We start from the raw sequence: 16,487 nt of genomic DNA, 5'->3' as shown, positions 1-16,487 counted from the left end.
CTTCCTATTCAGACTACTAATATTTTTACATTTTTGCATACAATCTGAATGCTGTCACGTTTGGCAAACTGAAACAAAAATAAAAAATAAGGAAATATTCCACAGAGAAACAGACGTTTCCTACACCCTCCGGTGTTGACATCCTATATCGCTCTCCTTTCCCCTATGTTCTACTAACAAGTAGGAAAGTATATTGTGTTATCTATTTGATTTATAATGATATTTATTTCATTGCAAACAGATATGAGTTAACCATTCATGGGGTGCTGAAGCGCTAACGGGTGTGGCCAATATGATAAGCTGTATGATAGTCGATAACGATAAATATCAAACACTGGGTATGGTAACTGTCGTAAAAAAAATATTTGCATCGTTAGGTTTTAAAAAAGAGATTAAATTCTATCGAAAAGCATTTTATTCAGCAGATGTGATTTTTATTGGTGTTGATGAATTCAGCTTTTTCGAAGCGCTGAAACGTTTGGATAAGGCTCCTTCTGAAGCCGATGTTTTTTTGATTTGTGATGCCAGACTGAATAGCTTTTTACAAGGTATTCCTAGGTTCAGCAATGTAACCATGATCTTCAGAGAAGATTCGGTTGATACAGTAATCAACAAGATTACCTCTGTATTTAAACGAAAACTGCGCGGACTTAAAGAGAATCTGGTCGAACGTAAAGTTACCAAGGTGTTGGGGCTGGCATCATCAGAGCGGCAATATTTGACGCCAAATGAAAATATTGTGTTGAAACTATTTAATGAAGGTTTTTCAGGCGGCGATATCGCCAGAATTTTGAAGAAAAGTGAGAAGACAGTTAGCGGACAAAAACGTTCTGCTATGAAGAAGCTAGGTGCCCGTACTGACGTTGAGTTGATTAAAATGTTTATGTTCAAGTAGTTAATGAAAATAATCTGATTTTTATTATTTCTAGCGTCAACACCAGAGGATATCAAAGGGATGTTCTTGCGTTAGCGGGCAGGGATGCCAGCATCTAACTTTCCGGGTAGACCGGACAGCCCCAAAGGCATTTGGGGCTGCTTGAGGGTGCTGATATCCCCTAGTTTCAAGAGAAATAGAATCAGTATTAAATACTCTTCAATTTAGCAACCGTACTCTCGATATCAACCTCATGTTCAGAAAACGTATAAGTTACATTCTGGAATGTCGTAATTGATAACATTTTCAATGGCACGGTTTTTTCTGAAATATCTTCTTCCTGCGGCCGGATTTTGTTCATCAGTAAATTTACTGAAAGTATAGTATTAGCCTTGTCTACCTCGGCCTGTGCAGGGACTTCTTTAGTAAAAGTATTGAATGACTTGATGCTGGTGAGTTTGATTCTCTCGTTAGCAATGAATATGTATTTACTCTCGATTGCTACTTTTACCGCAAATGCCGACAACCCTTTGGTATTGGTTGTTGGCTCAAAGGTAACCTCGGCCCCTTTTTTGATCATCTCGGGATTAGCAACTTTAATAACGTGAAAATAACGGTTATCTCCGTTCTCATCGGTGATAAAACCAAAGCCTTTATCTTCAAAAAAAGTTGTTATTCTACCGTTCATCATGCATCTCATATTAGCGTATCCAATGGCTAAGTATAATACAGGTGAATAGCGTTCAGATACAGCCTGTCAGTTCGCTGAGGCGTTTATCAGCGCCATAATGGTGAACTACAAAAGCAAAAAAATGTGGTTTTCTGTGCTAGAAACAGAGCCAAAAAACGGCGTTTTTCACTTTTTCTCTTCTTTTTGTGATCTCGGCTGTGGACAAAAAACGGTTCTATTGCTGTACTGTAGTTGACACACTATTTGTGTCCAACATTCACGTAAAGGTAAGTTTGATGTCTAAGATTAAAGGTAGCGTTAAGTGGTTCAATGAGTCCAAAGGTTTCGGCTTCATTACCCCAGAAGATGGCAGCAAGGACGTTTTCGTTCATTTCTCAGCCATCGCTAGCAATGGTTTCAAAACTCTTGCTGAAGGCCAGCGTGTAGAATTTGAAATCACGAACGGTGCCAAAGGCCCATCTGCTGCTAATGTTATCGCTATCTAAGTAGCCCATATTTGTTAAAACCCGCCTCTATAGGCGGGTTTTTTATGGGTATTACCAATAAGGTAAAAAGAGGGCTTTTGTTGAACGACACGACACAACTCGTTGTTTTACAATCAACAAAAGTAGAATTGAGAGAAGTAACACATCAAGGTTAGAACAGATAGGCTTTGAGAAATATCACGGTGATGACCAGGCAAAAAATAACTGTTAGCCACTCAGCCCGTTTTTTTGGTAATCCAAACATAGTGTTATCCAGCACATCAGTCACCACCATCGGCTAACTGTTCTCTGGCAAATGATTATCCGGTTCGTAGATTAAGAAAACATTAAGACGATACCACCCGACCCGTGACTTTCTTTATCTTGCACGTTTCCGGGCAATATAATGGACTACCCGGAAAGTTAAACTATTTATAGTTACTCGCTATTATTGCCCCGCGAAGTGATTGACCAATATAAAGGCCAGCATCGTCATCGCAAGTGACCCGGCCAGATTAAGTAAAACAGTCCCCGCCGCCCATGCCAGCTTACCTTCCTGAATGAGATAAACCACTTCCACAGAGAAGGTGGAAAATGTCGTTAGACCACCACAAAAACCTGTCGTAATCAGAAGCTTCCATACGGGATCAATATGTGCAATGCGGGTAAACAGCGCCAATGTCAGACCAATGATAAAAGCACCTATCAGGTTTACCAGCAGTGTTCCCACGGGGACATGGGGTGATAAGCTGTTTAGCTTCATACTGACCAGCCAGCGAGCAACGCTGCCCACGCCACCACCAATAAATACTGCGAGTAATGTATTAAACATAAATACCTTTCATTATGGATACCCATCGTGCGGGGTAGTTGGTCATTATTAATGGGCTTTTCAGAAAGGCTTAGGCGCAATACTACGCACCTTAATGAAAAGGTTACGTAGACATCATCAGCCTTGAAGGGCGGTTATGGAGGAATGTCATCTCCAGAGCTTACGAATCAATAATACACTGACTTTTTACATCATGAAATCTATTGGGAATAGTTTTTAACTGGCCAGCTCAATACGATTACGACCATTATCTTTTGCCTGGTACAGTGCGGAGTCAGCCGCTTTCAACCATTGCTGATAATTAATCATGTCGTGCCTGTAATCAGCAATGCCGGCACTTACTCTAAGTTGCAGCGTGGGGGCTTGCGTAAAGGCTAATTCAGCTAGTTTTTCTTGAATTCGCGTTAATACTTCGCGGGTTTGTTCGGCGGTGGTATTGGGCAAAATAGCACCGAACTCGTCGCCACCATAGCGACCGACAATATCAATGGCCCGCAGCCCTAATAATAACTCCTCAGCAAGAACCGTAATGGCTTCATCGCCGACGGCATGGCCAAAGGTGTCATTTATGGCTTTGAAGTTATCAATATCAAGTAAAATGAGTGTTGCGCCGTGCTGATAGCGCCGGCAACTGTCAAATTGATTATGTAACTGGTGTTCCCAATGTCTGCGGTTATACAAACCAGTTAACCCATCTCTTACACTAATACGTAATAGCTCTTCTTTGTTTTCGGCCAAACGCTTTGCAGTTCGATAGGTTACTAATCCGAGTAGGGAAGGGTAGATAATTATCATCGGCAAACAAGCATAAACCTGAATGGGGGAAGTTTCAGGTTCAAAGGGCAAGTTAAATATCCATGCAGTCAATAAGCTACAGGAGATTTGCAAGGCTAAACCTTTGCAAAAAATGTTCTTACCCCCGGAAGCAATATTATTCATACTCATCATGGATAGAATAACAATGGATGGCAAAGCATTGAACGACATTATTGCCACCCAGACGCCACCCAACGCAGAGTCTATTTTCATGTTGATTATTTCTTGCTCAAACGGTTGTTCAGACCGCAACGCCAGCAAGAATGCAATATGTGGCCATATCAACCCATTAATAGCTAGCATCAGCCATAGCCATAATGGGGAATGCTGTGTGTAGAGCACTGAGCCTACACAAAACATACCTACACCTAAGCCAAATGCTCGAGGTAAATAAGTTCTTTTAGCAAAACTTAACCCTGACCGACGGGTGTTTATTCTACTTGAATAAGGCAATTGGCGGCTCCCTCTTTCTTTTTGCTTTGGGGGGATGTTAACGGCAATGTCTCATCCGGAATGAGTCAAAATAAGTGATAATAGACTCTGAGTAATCATAGTTCACTAACGAAATCTGTTACATATTACTGTTGTTTTAATCGGTAATTTATTCGTAAATAGGCCATTATTTAACAATATCCAACGTCATTGGCGTTGTCGCTCGCGAGTGAATCCCACCATTCTGACTCATGTGAGTGATTCAGGGCGTGAGATGTGCTCACATTGGCGCAATATCCAGTAAGAAGGATATATTCATTGTTTAATGAACAGAGCTAATCAAGAAGGTGAGTATGGAAGGTATCAGTATTACCAAATTGTTGGTAGTCGGCATATTGATTGTGTTGTTGTTTGGAACCAGCAAATTGCGCACGTTGGGCGCGGATCTGGGGGCTGCCCTGAAAGGCTTTAAAAAGGCTATGGGTAATGATGATGCACCTGCGGCGACGCCTGTTGCTGAAGCTAAAACGGCCGTTGAAACCAAAACAACACCGCCAATTGAGCATAAGGACTGATTGCCCTCGCTCGATATAACCGGTATTCCGGTGAAAGCGGCAGGATGAAAATTCTTTAACTTAGCTATTATCAGCAAACTTATTATGTCTGATAACAGAAAACGGATCTCCAGTGGAAATCCGTTTTTGCTTGTCTGGCATTTAAGGTGTAACTAAATATTTCATAAAATTGGCCTGAAAGTCTCATCAGGCCAATTTATTTATTTTACTTCCAACCCTTTTGCTTGCAGATCGGCATGATAAGAAGAGCGAACAAACGGGCCACAAGCAGCGTGGGTAAAGCCCATTGCCATAGCTTCTGCTTTCATTTCGTCAAACTCAGCCGGGCTGACGTAGCGCTGCACGGGTAAATGGTGGCGGCTTGGTTGCAAATATTGCCCTAGAGTCAGCATGGTTACTCCATGGCGGCGCAGATCATGCATAACCTCAACGATTTCAGCATTGGTTTCCCCCAAGCCAACCATCAAACCTGATTTAGTCGGAATATCAGGATGAGCCTCTTTAAAGCGCTCAAGTAATTTAAGCGACCACTCATAGTTAGCCCCAGGTCGCACTTGGCGATACACCCGTGGTACGTTTTCCAGATTATGGTTAAACACATCCGGTGGGGTGACAGTCAAAATATCTAACGCGCGATCCATACGGCCACGGAAGTCAGGCACCAATGTTTCAATTTTTATGGTCGGATTTTTGGCTCGAATGGCTGCGATACAATCTGCAAAATGTTGAGCGCCACCATCGCGTAAGTCATCACGGTCAACCGAGGTGATAACCACATAGCGCAATCCCATATCTTTGATTGTTTGAGCCAGCTTTTCTGGCTCATTGGCATCAGGTGTAACCGGACGACCATGGGCAACGTCACAGAATGGGCAGCGGCGGGTACAAATTGCGCCGAGGATCATAAAGGTCGCCGTTCCGTGGTTGAAGCACTCTGACAAGTTAGGGCAGGATGCCTCTTCGCAAACCGAGTGCAGACCGTTTTTACGCATTGCTGCCTTGATACCCTGAATGCGGCTGGAGTCAGCGGGTAGCTTGATTTTCATCCATTCGGGTTTACGTAACAGTTCCTGACGTTCGGTAACCACGGTTTTAATCGGGATTAACGCCATTTTATCTGCGTCGCGGTATTTTACGCCACGTTCCATCTGAATCGGTTTACTCATAATCGTGCAGGTTCCAGTTCTGAATCTCTCAATTTGATATTTTTCATTAAATTCAACGTGATATGGCTTGCGTTAAAAATTTTTTGAAAATTGTTTAAAAATTATATCATCATTACCCTATCCTATTCAGCCCCCAATTACGTGGGCTATCTTAAAAGAGTCAGGGCATTCACGATTTCAATTGGCTAACTTAGGATACGTCAGATGATAAATAGTCTGCCAGTGACCATGGCTGCTGTTCCGCTTGCGGATAGCCCAATTGGCGGGTAAATTCGCGCACCAAGATTGGCTGGATATCAGCAACAGTTGTCCCTGTTTTTAAGGCACTGACTTGGGTCATTTGCATGCCAGCATAACCGCATGGGTTTATGCGTTGGAACGGCTCCAGGTCCATATCGATATTCAAGGCCAGCCCGTGAAACGAGCAACCTCTACGGATGCGTAATCCCAACGAGCATATTTTCTGCTGGCCGACATAGACACCGGGGGCATCTGGGCGGGCTTGTGAGTCAATAGCAAAATGAGCCAATGTCTGAATCACGGTATTCTCAATCGCGGTAACCAATTGCCGCACGCCAATTTTGGCACGCTTGAGGTCAATCATGACATACATGACTTGCTGGCCGGGGCCATGATAGGTGACCTGACCGCCTCTATCACTTTGGATAACCGGAATATCACCGGGCATCAGCACATGTTCGGCTTTTCCCGCCTGACCTTGAGTGAAAACGTGCTGATGCTCAACCAGCCAGATTTCATCTGGAGTGGCGTCAGTACGGAACTCAGTGAAATTATGCATAGCTTGAGATACGGGGGCATAGGGTTGTAGCCCTAGCTGACGTAAAATGATCTTGTGTTGTTGCAAGCGAGGCATCATCTGGTTACAGAAATGGTGGCGTCAGTATACCAGCCCAGCGATGTGGGGCTACTATTTTGACATTTAAAAAAGCAGGTTTGCGGTTCAACCATGGGGTTAAAAGGCAAAATAAGGCCCAGAGCGTGAATAACCGCTCCGGGCCATAATAAGGCGGGCTTGGTACAAATTAGGTATCTTGCTCGTAGGCAATATGGACTTAACTCGATGGTCCTAACTATATGGTCTTAACTACAGTACCATTCGCACCAGTTCAAGGTCGGCCAGCTCTTTATACAGGATTTCCACTTGATCAATATGGGTGGCTGTAATGGTGATGGAGACGGAGTGAAAGTTGCCTTTGCTGCTCGGTTTTACCTGCGGGGTATAATCACCCGGAGCATGGCGCTGTACCACTTCTACCACCTGGTTTACCAACTGTGGTTCTGCAATGCCCATTACCTTGTAGGTAAAAGAACAAGGGAACTCAAGCAGTTCGTTCAGTTTAGTTTTCATGTGCGCTCCTGGGGTGTTGACGGACAGATTACTGCCGGATAGGTGCTAGGATAAAGAAAGAATTATCCGACCTTAAAATTATAACTCCCGCCGGGGCGGGAGTTTCAGATTATTTATAATATGGGGATAGTCTGCTGATTTTCAAGCCCGCCAACTAACCGAACCAGCGGTGGAACATCAGTTTGATGTAGTCCACCATGCGACTAAAGAATCCGCCTTCTTTAACTTCATTCATCACCACTAATGGGCGCTGATCGATAGTTTTGCCATCTAACTGGAAGTTAATCATGCCAACAACCTGATTCTTCGCCAGTGGCGCATGAATCTCTGGGGTATTCAGTACATAGCTGGCTTTCAGGTCTTTCATACGGCCACGTGGAATAGTCAGGTAGACGTCTTTATCAACACCCAACTGCACTCGGTCACTGTCGCCGAACCAGACTGGCTCTGACGCAAACTCTTTACCCACTTTCAATGGTGCGACAGTTTCAAAGAAACGGAAGCCCCAGGTCAGTAATTTTTTACTCTCGGTTTCACGGCCTTTATAGGTGTGACCGCCCAGCACGGCTGAGATCAAACGCATTTGACCATCGGTAGCGGAGGCCACCAGATTGTAGCCAGCAGCATCGGTATGACCGGTTTTAATACCATCAACATTCAAACTGGTATCCCACAGTAAACCGTTACGGTTCATCTGACGGATATTGTTGAAGGTGAATTCTTTCTCTTTGTAAATGGCATACTCATCCGGTACATCGCGAATCAGTGCTTGACCAATCAGCGCCATATCGCGCGCAGAGCTGTACTGGCCTTCAGCATCTAAACCGTGAACTGTTTTGAACTGGGTATTTTGCAGGCCCAGTGCTTTAACGTAGTTGTTCATCAGGTTGACGAATGAGTCCTGGCTGCCAGCAACATAATCAGCCATCGCGACACAGGCGTCATTACCGGATTGCAGATTGATACCCCGAGTCAGTTTAGAAACCGGTACACGGTCACCGGGTTTCAAAAACATCAACGAAGAGCCTTTGAATTCTGGATTGCCGGTTGCCCAGGCATCTTTCCCCACGGTAACCATATCTTCTGGCCCGATTTTGCCTGCTTTGATTGCTTGGCCGATAACATAACTGGTCATCATTTTGGTCAAGCTGGCCGGATTACGACGCGCATCAGCATTCATTTCTGCCAATACTTTGCCGGAGTTGTAATCAATCAGCACATACGCTTCTGAGTCGATCTGTGGCACGCCGGGGATCATGGTTTTCAGATTGACGTCATCAGCGTTTGCAGCAGACGCTGTGCTCATAACAATAACAGTGCTGAGCGCCAGGCTCTTGATAATGCGAGAAGTAGTTACATATTTCATGATCAGGACAACAACATCCGTGGGAGTAAGTTAAGAAAGTGCCACACTATACCATACCCTCACTTACTTAACGTTGTAGCGGCGTTAGCGGCACTCACTCATCCGAATCACATGTTCATCGGGATGCATTCATTTGCGGCCTTGCTGCAACGCCAATAAATTTGGCTATACACCTGTGTGGCGTTTATTGGTTTCACCGTAACATCCTGTTTGCACAAGGGGTTACGGTTATTTTTATCTGACAGACCTTAAATTGCTACAAGGTATGTATGTTTTAAGGCGCCGCGACCACAAATGATTGCTGCTGAGCTTCGCTCGATAGGCGCTGTTGCAGTTCTACGGCTTGTTGGCGGCTACTGAATGGCCCAAGTTGGACACGATGCACGCTACCATTGGTGTCTACTTTACCCGGGACCCCAAAACGTTGGCTCAGGCTTTGCTGCCAAGTTTGCGCCCGTTGAGCATCACTCAACGCACCGACCTGAACCACATAACCACCAGAGGTCGCAGCACCTGTTGTTGCTACTGATGAGGTCACGGGACCGGGGTTGGCAACAACCGGTGGTGTCACCGGCCCTGCACCCAGAGTGGATACAGAATCCACGGCAGGTTCTGAGCTTTCCAACACGCCAGCCGGTACCGGAGTCGATGCCCTCAGGAAGCCGCTACTTTGTGGCGCGACCGGTTGAGTGGCATCCGCACCAGACAAATTACTGTTAGCGATAGGGCGCACTGGCGCACTTACTGCGGGCGCATCCTGTTGCACTGGCGTCCCCATCCCGCTGGAGGTCAAGTCCGGGCGGCTTGGTAAGGCATAACTTTGCTTGGCAATGGTGGTACCGACCATACCTGGGCCTGACAGCGAGCCATCAGGTGCGACATTGATAAAATCAATTTTCACTTTGGTATTATTCGAAATATTCAGGCGATCAGCGGCCGCTTTGGATAAATCAATTACTCGCCCAGGGGTATACGGGCCACGGTCATTCACGCGCACCACAATCTGGCGGCCATTACTGACATTGGTGACGCGCACATAACTTGGAATGGGCAAAGTAGGGTGGGCGGCGGTCAATGCATTAGGATCGAACGTTTCGCCAGTGGCGGTTGTATTGCCGTTAGCTTCTTCGCCATACCAAGCGGCAAGACCCACCTGAGTGAAGTTTTGTGGATCTTTAATAATGCTGTAAGACTGGCCATTGGCTTTATAATCCTGATTAAAATTAGGATTAAAGGGTTCATAGCGCGGTTCTGCCCCGCCAATCTCTTCAACCGGGCCGTTGTACGTCTGTTGCACCTGTTGCTGGGGTGCCGGAGGCTGACTGGTACATGCTGATAACAGCACGCCTGCGATGCCTATCCAAAGCCATTCCTTACGCATTGCTCACCTCTATAAATTCTTCGATAACATTTTGCGATGAGTATGTATCGACATCACGATACCAAACCCGGCCATCAGAACTATCAGTGCCGAGCCTCCATAGCTGACCAAAGGCAAAGGTACGCCAACCACAGGTAAAATTCCACTGACCATACCTATGTTAACAAACACATATACAAATAGTATCAGCATTAATCCTCCTACCATCACTCGGCCGAAGGTGGTTTGTGCGTGGGCGGCAATCACCAAACCACGCATAATGAGACAGAGATAAAGCGCTAATAGTACCAGCACGCCAATTAAACCTAGCTCCTCTGCCAGTACGGCAAAGATAAAATCAGTATGGCGTTCCGGTAAAAACTCCAGTTGTGACTGAGTTCCGTGTAGCCAGCCTTTCCCTGATAAGCCACCTGAGCCGATGGCGATTTTTGATTGGATAATATGATAACCGGCGCCGAGCGGATCACTTTCCGGGTCCAGCAGCATCATCACGCGGTCGCGCTGATAGCCGTGCATCAGGAAGAACCACAATATCGGGATAAATGCAGCGACCAATACGGCGGCAATAGCGATTAAACGCCAACTCATACCGGAGAGAAACAGTACGAACAGGCCAGAGGCCGCAATCAGGATAGAGGTACCCAAATCGGGCTGAGCGGCTACTAATAAGGTGGGCATAAAGATTAAAATTAGCGCAATACCGGTGTTTTTCAATGAGGGCGGACAGACGTCACGGTTCATAAAGCGAGCCACCATCAGCGGAACCGCAATTTTAGCAATTTCAGAAGGTTGAAAGCGGATAAAACCCAAGTCCAGCCAGCGCTGTGCACCTTTACTTATTTGGCCAAAGGCATCAACCAATACCAACAAAATTACGCACACGAAATAGAGGTAGGGTGCCCAGTTTTCATAGACGCGCGGCGGTATCTGCGCCATAACCAGCATGACAATCAGGCCCATCGCGATTTGGCCAACTTTGCGTTCCATCATGCCGATATCTTGCCCGCTGGCGCTCCACATCACAAAGGCGCTATAAGCCAACAGCGCCAGGATGCAAATCAAAAACGGCAGATCGATGTGCATTTTGTACCACAAAGAGCCTTTTTGTTGATTATCAGTCATGAGTTACCTTAGTCCACTTCAATTAATCTGCTTCAACACCTGGAGGCAGAGGGGCCGCATCCGGTAATTCAGTATTGTTATCACCCAACAAAATGTGGTCGAGAATTTGGCGAGTAATGGTCCCCACCGCAGGCCCGGCACCCCCATTTTCTAAAATCATGGCGACAGATACCGTTGGATTTTCGTAGGGCGCAAACGCAACCATCAATTTATGGTCGCGTAAGTGTTCTGCCACTTTATGGGCATTATAGGTTTCATAGCTATACACTTGGGCGGTACCGGATTTTGCCGCTGCTTTATAAGGTGTACCTTCAAAAAACTTACGCCCCGTTCCGTTCGGACGGTTGGCTACACCATACATGCCATCTTTAGCAATTTCCCAATAACCGGAATGTATATCACCAATTTGCGTGCGATCTTCTTGTTGATAGGGGACTAACTCTCCATTAATCCGGGTGCTTTGTAGCAGATGTGGCGTTTTAACCGCGCCATCATTAATCAGCGTCATTAACGCTTTTGCCATCTGGATTGGGGTGGCGGTCCAATACCCTTGGCCGATACCCACCGGAATGGTATCCCCTTGGTACCACGGTTTTTTGTGGCGTTTTTGTTTCCACTCACGGGTCGGCATCAGGCCCGCGCGCTCTTCGGATAGATCGATACCAGTATATTCACCGTAGCCGAATTTACTCATCCATGAGGACAAACGATCAATCCCCATGTCATAGGAAACCTGATAGAAGAAGGTATCCGCCGACTCTTCCAGCGCCTTGGTGACATTCAACCGACCATGACCCCATTTTTTCCAGTCGCGAAAGCGTTTTTCTGAGCCAGGCAGTTGCCACCAGCCAGGGTCAAACAAGCTGGTATTTTTGGTGATAACCCCGGCACTCAGGGCGGAAACGGCAATATAGGGTTTTACTGTAGACGCAGGGGGGTAGACACCCTGGGTGGCACGGTTAATCAGCGGGCGGTCAGGATCGTTCAACAACCCCTGATAATCTTTGCTGGAGATCCCATCGACAAATAGGTTCGGGTCATAACTTGGGTTCGATACCAAGGCTAAGATAGCGCCGGTGCGTGGGTCCGTGACCACCACTGCGGCGCGGCTGCCACTCAGCAGTTTTTCAATATAGGTTTGCAGATGTAAATCAAGCGTCAGGTAAATATCTTTACCGGCCTGCGGCGGCTGCTCATGTAGCTGGCGGATCACCCGGCCACGGTTATTGACTTCAACTTCTTCATAACCGGTTTTGCCGTGTAATACGGATTCATAATAGCGCTCAATACCCAGTTTGCCGATATCGTGGGTTGCGGCATAGTTAGCCAGAATGCCTTCTTTATCCAACCGTTCGACATCTTTATCGTTAATTTTCGATACATAACCGATAACGTGAGTCAGGGCCGAACCATAGGGATAGAAACGGCGTTGATAGCCTTTGACTTCAATACCGGGGAAGCGGAATTGGTTAACGGCGAAACGGGCGACCTGCACCTCGGTAAGGGGGGTCTTAACGGCAATGGAGGTAAAGCGGCGTGAGCGCTTACGCTCTTTTTCAAAATTAGCGATATCCTCATCCGTCAGATCCACTATCGGGCGTAGTGCATTGAGTGTCGCGGGGAGGTCTTCGATTTTTTCCGGCATCAATTCTAATTGATAAATGGTCCGGTTCATCGCCAACGGGGTGCCGTTGCGATCAAATATCATACCGCGGCTAGGAGCGATAGGGACCAGCTTAATGCGGTTTTCATTGGAACGGGTGCGATAGTCTTCGAAACGCACTATCTGCAAATTGTACAAGTTTACAGTCAATATTCCGCTTAGCAGCAGGATACCGAGGAAAGCCACAAGGGCGCGGCGGACAAACAAGGCTGATTCAGCTGAATAGTCGCGAAAAGGGTTAGGTTCTTTTTTCATCCCGCAGCTACTTCATCTTGTCCAAAACCAACACGTTACTCAAAGCCATCACTTTACTCAGGTTCATCGCCGCTTATTCCCGATGATAAGGGTGATTGGTCGTAATACTCCAGGCGCGATAGAGGCTTTCAGCCACTAAAACACGCACTAAAGGATGGGGTAGCGTAAGCACAGAGAGCGACCAGCTCTGCTCTGCGGCAGCTTTACAGGCTGGGGCTAATCCCTCCGGCCCGCCAATCAGCAGACTGACATCACGGCCGTCCTGCTTCCAGCGTTCTAATTGCTGAGCCAATTGTGGAGTTTCCCAGGGAGTGCCTGGGATATCCAGCGTGACAATGCGGTTATTCTTGCCAACCGCCGCCAGCATCAGTTCGCCTTCTTTTTCCAAAATGCGTTTAATATCCGCATTTTTGCCCCGCTTACCGGCCGGTATTTCTACCAGCTCGAAGGGCATATCTTTGGGAAAGCGGCGCAGGTAATCCATGAAACCTGTCTGCACCCAGTCTGGCATTTTGGTGCCGACAGCCACCAGTTGCAGTTTCACCGCTTAGCTCCAGAGTTTTTCCAGTTCATACAGACGGCGGCTTTCTTCTTGCATGACATGCACAATGATTTCGCCTAAATCCACAACAACCCAGTCAGACACACCCTGGCCTTCTACGCCCAGCGGTATCATGCCTGCCACACGGGATTCCTGCACCAGATTGTCTGCCAGCGCCATAACATGGCGGGTAGAAGTCCCGGTACAGATGATCATGTAATCAGTGATGCTGGACTTACCCTGAACATCCAAAGTGATAATGTCCTGGCCTTTCAAGTCATCGAGCTTGTCGATAACAAATTCTTGGAGCGCTTTACCTTGCAAAGGTTCCCCCTCGGGTGATTTCTGTCCATACCCTTCGTCCTTGAAGTTGCTGGGGTGTTAGCTGCACTTTCTCACCCGAATCACTTACTCATGTAAGCTTATCGGGATTCGTGCGCTGGCTGGCTACCTGCAACGTCAAGTTCTTTGGGTATTAACGTTCTTCCGTATTGTTTGCAGGAGTTCCCACGAACAGTTACCGGTATGAACAGTTAGAATGTAACGGTTTTTCAGCGAATACCTGAAATTTAGCGGCGGAGTATAACATGGGTGAATGCGTCGCGATATAAACCCTCAGTTCCTCAACCGCGATATAAACCTTGTAACTCAATATATCGCTGGACAGCACGCGGCAGCAGGTCATCGCAGCTCTCACCATTATGACGCCGATGACGAATATCGGTAGCTGAAATATTCAATAAAGGTGTATCAGCCAGATAGATTAACCCTTGTGGTTGCAGGTTTAATGCTTGCGGATCCAAGACCCGTCGCTCATCAAGCCATTGTTGTAACTCAGGTGTTTCCAGCGTTTGTGAGTAACCAGGGCGGGCGCAAACCAGCAAATGGCACACATCCAATATCGATTGCCAGCGATGCCATTTATGCAGCGATAATAATGAATCCTGCCCAATGATAAACGCTAACGGCAGTTCAGCACCACGTTCTTTACGCAGTGATTCCAGGGTATCAATGGTGAATGAGGGGGTATCGCGTAATAACTCCCGCGAGTCGACGCTGAACAGCGGGTTACCGGCTACCGCCAGTTCCACCATTTTCAGCCGTTGCTGTGCATTGGCCTCGGGTTGTGGGCGGTGAGGTGGGACATTATTGGGTAATAAAATAATATGTTGCAGACCCACTTGTTGAGCCAATGCTTCAACCGGCGTCAAGTGGCCGTAATGAATGGGGTCAAAGGTACCGCCGAACAGGGCATGTAGGGCGCGAGTCGGGGATTTATTGGGCATCAAAAAAGCTCTCAGGTAATATTTTGCCACACATCAGCATAGATAGCGTTTCTAATTCAGGCCAGATTGACTGACCATAATCCTGTTTCAAGCGAACTTCTATCTGTGCCAGCAAATGAACGGCTTGTTGCAATTGTGGCAGCGAAAGGCGTTGCAGAGCCTGCGTCATCATGGGCCGGCGATTTTGCCACACTTTTAACTGATCAAATAGCGTACGCAGTGGCACCTGATCCATGCAGCGCTTCAACGTTAGCAGCAAGAGCAGTTCTCGCTGTAAGGTGCGCAGCAAAATAACCGGTTCACTCTCTTCCTGCTGCAATTGTTGCAGGATATGCCAGGCGCGTTTGCTCTTCCCAGCTATTAGGGCATCGAGCCAGTGGTAAGGGGTGAAATGCGCAGCATCGTTGACCGCTTGCTCAACTTTAGGCAGCGTCAGTTTACCGTCAGGGTAGAGCAACGATAACCGTTCCAAAGCTTGTGATAGCGCCAGCAGATTGCCTTCGTAGCAGTAACAAAGCAGTTGAATGGCGGGGTCATCGACCTCCAGATTCAGGCTTTTAGCCCGTGTACTGACCCAACGTGGCAGTTGTGCCTGCTCCGGCGTTTGGCAACTGACAAATACGCTATTGCTACCGAGTGCTTTAAACCAGGCACTGTTTTCTTGTGCTTTGGTTAGTTTATTTGCGCGCAAAATCAATAAAATATCTGAATGTAACAGGCCCGATAACTTAACCAATTGTTCGTTCATTGGTGCCGTTAAACCACTGTCAGGGAAGCTCAGCGTCAATGTCTGGCGGCTGGCAAATAGACTGAGTGCCTGACAAAGACTAAAGATATTGTCCCACTCGGTATGAGTATCCAGCGCAAAACTGAAATGTTCGGTGAAATCATGCTCTATTGCTACCCGACGAATGTGGTCCTGACTTTCTTGTAACAGCAATGGCTCATTGCCGCATAACAGATAGCAAGCGCGCAGCCCCTCATGGAGCTGCGCGACAAGTTGTTCAGGATAGACTCGGATCATTGGGCCGGGGTACTGACTGCGGGTTTGCCAATATTGATTTCTTTAGTTTCTGCCATCTTGGCGGCGCCTGTTGCTGTATTATTGCCAACCGGCTTGTCACCATTTTCTTGCGCATTTTTGACTTCTGCAGCATGTACGGTCAGAAGCTGACGTACTAACTGCTGAGCGGCTTGTTCACGCATTTCCTGACGGAGAACCTGAGCTTCAGCATCTTTGGCGAGCGCTGTTAACGGGTTATCGAAGAATGTGCGGAAGATATTAACCCGTAATGGGTAAATATCATGGCCCGGTATCAATACCTGCGCCTGCACATGCAACACTAACTGATACTCCGCCGTTACCCCATTGCGGAAGATTGACACGGTATCCTGATTTTCTGATGAACCAAGGATCCGCAAGGCGGGTAAGTCTTTACGCATCGGGTCATCAACAATGGTGACATTGCTTAAACGCAACTGTTGACGTACAGCTCGGGTTAACGGGCCATAAGGGTCACTACTTTTCAGCAACAGTTTTTGCAGTTCAGGTGGCACCTGAGTGGTGCCTCGCAGATTAAAGCCACAGCCAGCGGTGACCAGCACCGCTAACCCCAGCAACAATGTCAGAATACGATGTCGCACAACTCCTCCT

The 16,487-nt window shown here is 47.0% G+C and carries 18 protein-coding genes and 1 riboswitch; of the genes, 3 read left to right on the top strand and 15 right to left on the bottom strand.

The features are described 5' to 3' along the window. Window positions 1-304: 304 nt before the first annotated feature. Window positions 305-895 (top strand): helix-turn-helix transcriptional regulator, encoded by a 591-nt coding sequence (locus V2A84_RS12750; RefSeq protein WP_102970450.1) that lies wholly within the window; start codon window positions 305-307, stop codon window positions 893-895. 187 nt (window positions 896-1,082) lie between these two features. On the opposite strand, the gene V2A84_RS12745 is transcribed toward V2A84_RS12750, so the two are convergent. After that, a complete protein-coding gene (locus tag V2A84_RS12745) occupies window positions 1,083-1,562 on the bottom strand; it encodes a cold-shock protein (RefSeq protein ID WP_083159694.1) in 480 nt (159 codons plus the stop codon). A gap of 278 nt (window positions 1,563-1,840) precedes the next feature. Between V2A84_RS12745 and cspE the strand changes: the two genes are divergently transcribed. Continuing rightward, window positions 1,841-2,050, top strand: a complete 210-nt coding sequence (gene cspE / locus V2A84_RS12740; RefSeq protein WP_002210315.1) for a transcription antiterminator/RNA stability regulator CspE — start codon at window positions 1,841-1,843, stop codon at window positions 2,048-2,050. 427 nt (window positions 2,051-2,477) lie between these two features. Here the strand turns inward: cspE and crcB are convergent, their stop codons facing one another. Continuing rightward, window positions 2,478-2,861 (bottom strand): fluoride efflux transporter CrcB, encoded by a 384-nt coding sequence (gene crcB / locus V2A84_RS12735; protein ID WP_083159692.1) that lies wholly within the window; start codon window positions 2,859-2,861, stop codon window positions 2,478-2,480. A gap of 101 nt (window positions 2,862-2,962) precedes the next feature. Continuing rightward, window positions 2,963-3,025: riboswitch (Fluoride riboswitch) on the bottom strand. Between the two features lie 52 nt (window positions 3,026-3,077). After that, complete coding sequence (locus tag V2A84_RS12730) at window positions 3,078-4,130, bottom strand: diguanylate cyclase (protein ID WP_083159690.1); 1,053 nt, start codon at window positions 4,128-4,130, stop codon at window positions 3,078-3,080. Between the two features lie 332 nt (window positions 4,131-4,462). Between V2A84_RS12730 and tatA the strand changes: the two genes are divergently transcribed. Next, window positions 4,463-4,684 carry a Sec-independent protein translocase subunit TatA gene (tatA, locus tag V2A84_RS12725; protein ID WP_372568854.1) on the top strand — a complete coding sequence of 74 codons (222 nt, stop codon included), beginning with the start codon at window positions 4,463-4,465 and terminating at the stop codon, window positions 4,682-4,684. 200 nt (window positions 4,685-4,884) lie between these two features. Here the strand turns inward: tatA and lipA are convergent, their stop codons facing one another. The 12 genes from lipA to lptE all read right to left on the bottom strand — a co-directional run bounded on the left by lipA (window position 4,885) and on the right by lptE (window position 16,477). Continuing rightward, the gene (gene lipA, locus V2A84_RS12720; protein WP_083159686.1) at window positions 4,885-5,850 is read right to left on the bottom strand and encodes a lipoyl synthase; all 966 of its coding nucleotides are present in this window, start codon (window positions 5,848-5,850) and stop codon (window positions 4,885-4,887) included. 190 nt (window positions 5,851-6,040) lie between these two features. After that, window positions 6,041-6,727, bottom strand: coding sequence for a lipoyl(octanoyl) transferase LipB (gene lipB, locus V2A84_RS12715; RefSeq protein ID WP_083159684.1), 687 nt, complete (start codon window positions 6,725-6,727; stop codon window positions 6,041-6,043). Window positions 6,728-6,955: 228 nt separating this feature from the next. Beyond that, window positions 6,956-7,219: a DUF493 family protein YbeD gene (gene ybeD / locus V2A84_RS12710; protein WP_032905731.1), complete on the bottom strand. Its 264-nt coding sequence runs from the start codon at window positions 7,217-7,219 to the stop codon at window positions 6,956-6,958. Window positions 7,220-7,373: 154 nt separating this feature from the next. Then, a complete protein-coding gene (gene dacA / locus V2A84_RS12705) occupies window positions 7,374-8,585 on the bottom strand; it encodes a D-alanyl-D-alanine carboxypeptidase DacA (RefSeq protein WP_083159682.1) in 1,212 nt (403 codons plus the stop codon). Window positions 8,586-8,859: 274 nt separating this feature from the next. Beyond that, window positions 8,860-9,966 carry an endolytic peptidoglycan transglycosylase RlpA gene (gene rlpA, locus V2A84_RS12700; RefSeq protein WP_083159680.1) on the bottom strand — a complete coding sequence of 369 codons (1,107 nt, stop codon included), beginning with the start codon at window positions 9,964-9,966 and terminating at the stop codon, window positions 8,860-8,862. Window positions 9,967-9,975: 9 nt separating this feature from the next. Next, complete coding sequence (gene mrdB / locus V2A84_RS12695) at window positions 9,976-11,088, bottom strand: peptidoglycan glycosyltransferase MrdB (RefSeq protein ID WP_005182719.1); 1,113 nt, start codon at window positions 11,086-11,088, stop codon at window positions 9,976-9,978. 22 nt (window positions 11,089-11,110) lie between these two features. Then, window positions 11,111-13,006, bottom strand: coding sequence for a peptidoglycan DD-transpeptidase MrdA (gene mrdA, locus V2A84_RS12690; protein ID WP_083159678.1), 1,896 nt, complete (start codon window positions 13,004-13,006; stop codon window positions 11,111-11,113). Between the two features lie 73 nt (window positions 13,007-13,079). After that, on the bottom strand, window positions 13,080-13,550 hold the full coding sequence (gene rlmH, locus V2A84_RS12685) for a 23S rRNA (pseudouridine(1915)-N(3))-methyltransferase RlmH (protein ID WP_083159676.1): 471 nt from the start codon (window positions 13,548-13,550) through the stop codon (window positions 13,080-13,082). A 3-nt stretch (window positions 13,551-13,553) separates the two neighbouring features. Continuing rightward, window positions 13,554-13,871 carry a ribosome silencing factor gene (rsfS, locus tag V2A84_RS12680; protein ID WP_083159674.1) on the bottom strand — a complete coding sequence of 106 codons (318 nt, stop codon included), beginning with the start codon at window positions 13,869-13,871 and terminating at the stop codon, window positions 13,554-13,556. 299 nt (window positions 13,872-14,170) lie between these two features. Continuing rightward, window positions 14,171-14,833, bottom strand: a complete 663-nt coding sequence (gene nadD, locus V2A84_RS12675; protein WP_083159671.1) for a nicotinate-nucleotide adenylyltransferase — start codon at window positions 14,831-14,833, stop codon at window positions 14,171-14,173. Next, on the bottom strand, window positions 14,823-15,857 hold the full coding sequence (holA, locus tag V2A84_RS12670; RefSeq protein WP_083159669.1) for a DNA polymerase III subunit delta: 1,035 nt from the start codon (window positions 15,855-15,857) through the stop codon (window positions 14,823-14,825). The genes nadD and holA overlap by 11 nt, the downstream gene beginning before the upstream one ends. Continuing rightward, the gene (gene lptE, locus V2A84_RS12665; RefSeq protein ID WP_442848883.1) at window positions 15,854-16,477 is read right to left on the bottom strand and encodes an LPS assembly lipoprotein LptE; all 624 of its coding nucleotides are present in this window, start codon (window positions 16,475-16,477) and stop codon (window positions 15,854-15,856) included. Before lptE ends, holA begins: the two co-directional genes overlap by 4 nt. Window positions 16,478-16,487 lie beyond the last annotated feature (10 nt).

The organism is Yersinia sp. 2553 StPb PI (assembly GCF_052217105.1).
Lineage (GTDB): Bacteria > Pseudomonadota > Gammaproteobacteria > Enterobacterales > Enterobacteriaceae > Yersinia > Yersinia enterocolitica_E.
This window is presented reverse-complemented; position numbering and strand designations above follow the sequence as displayed.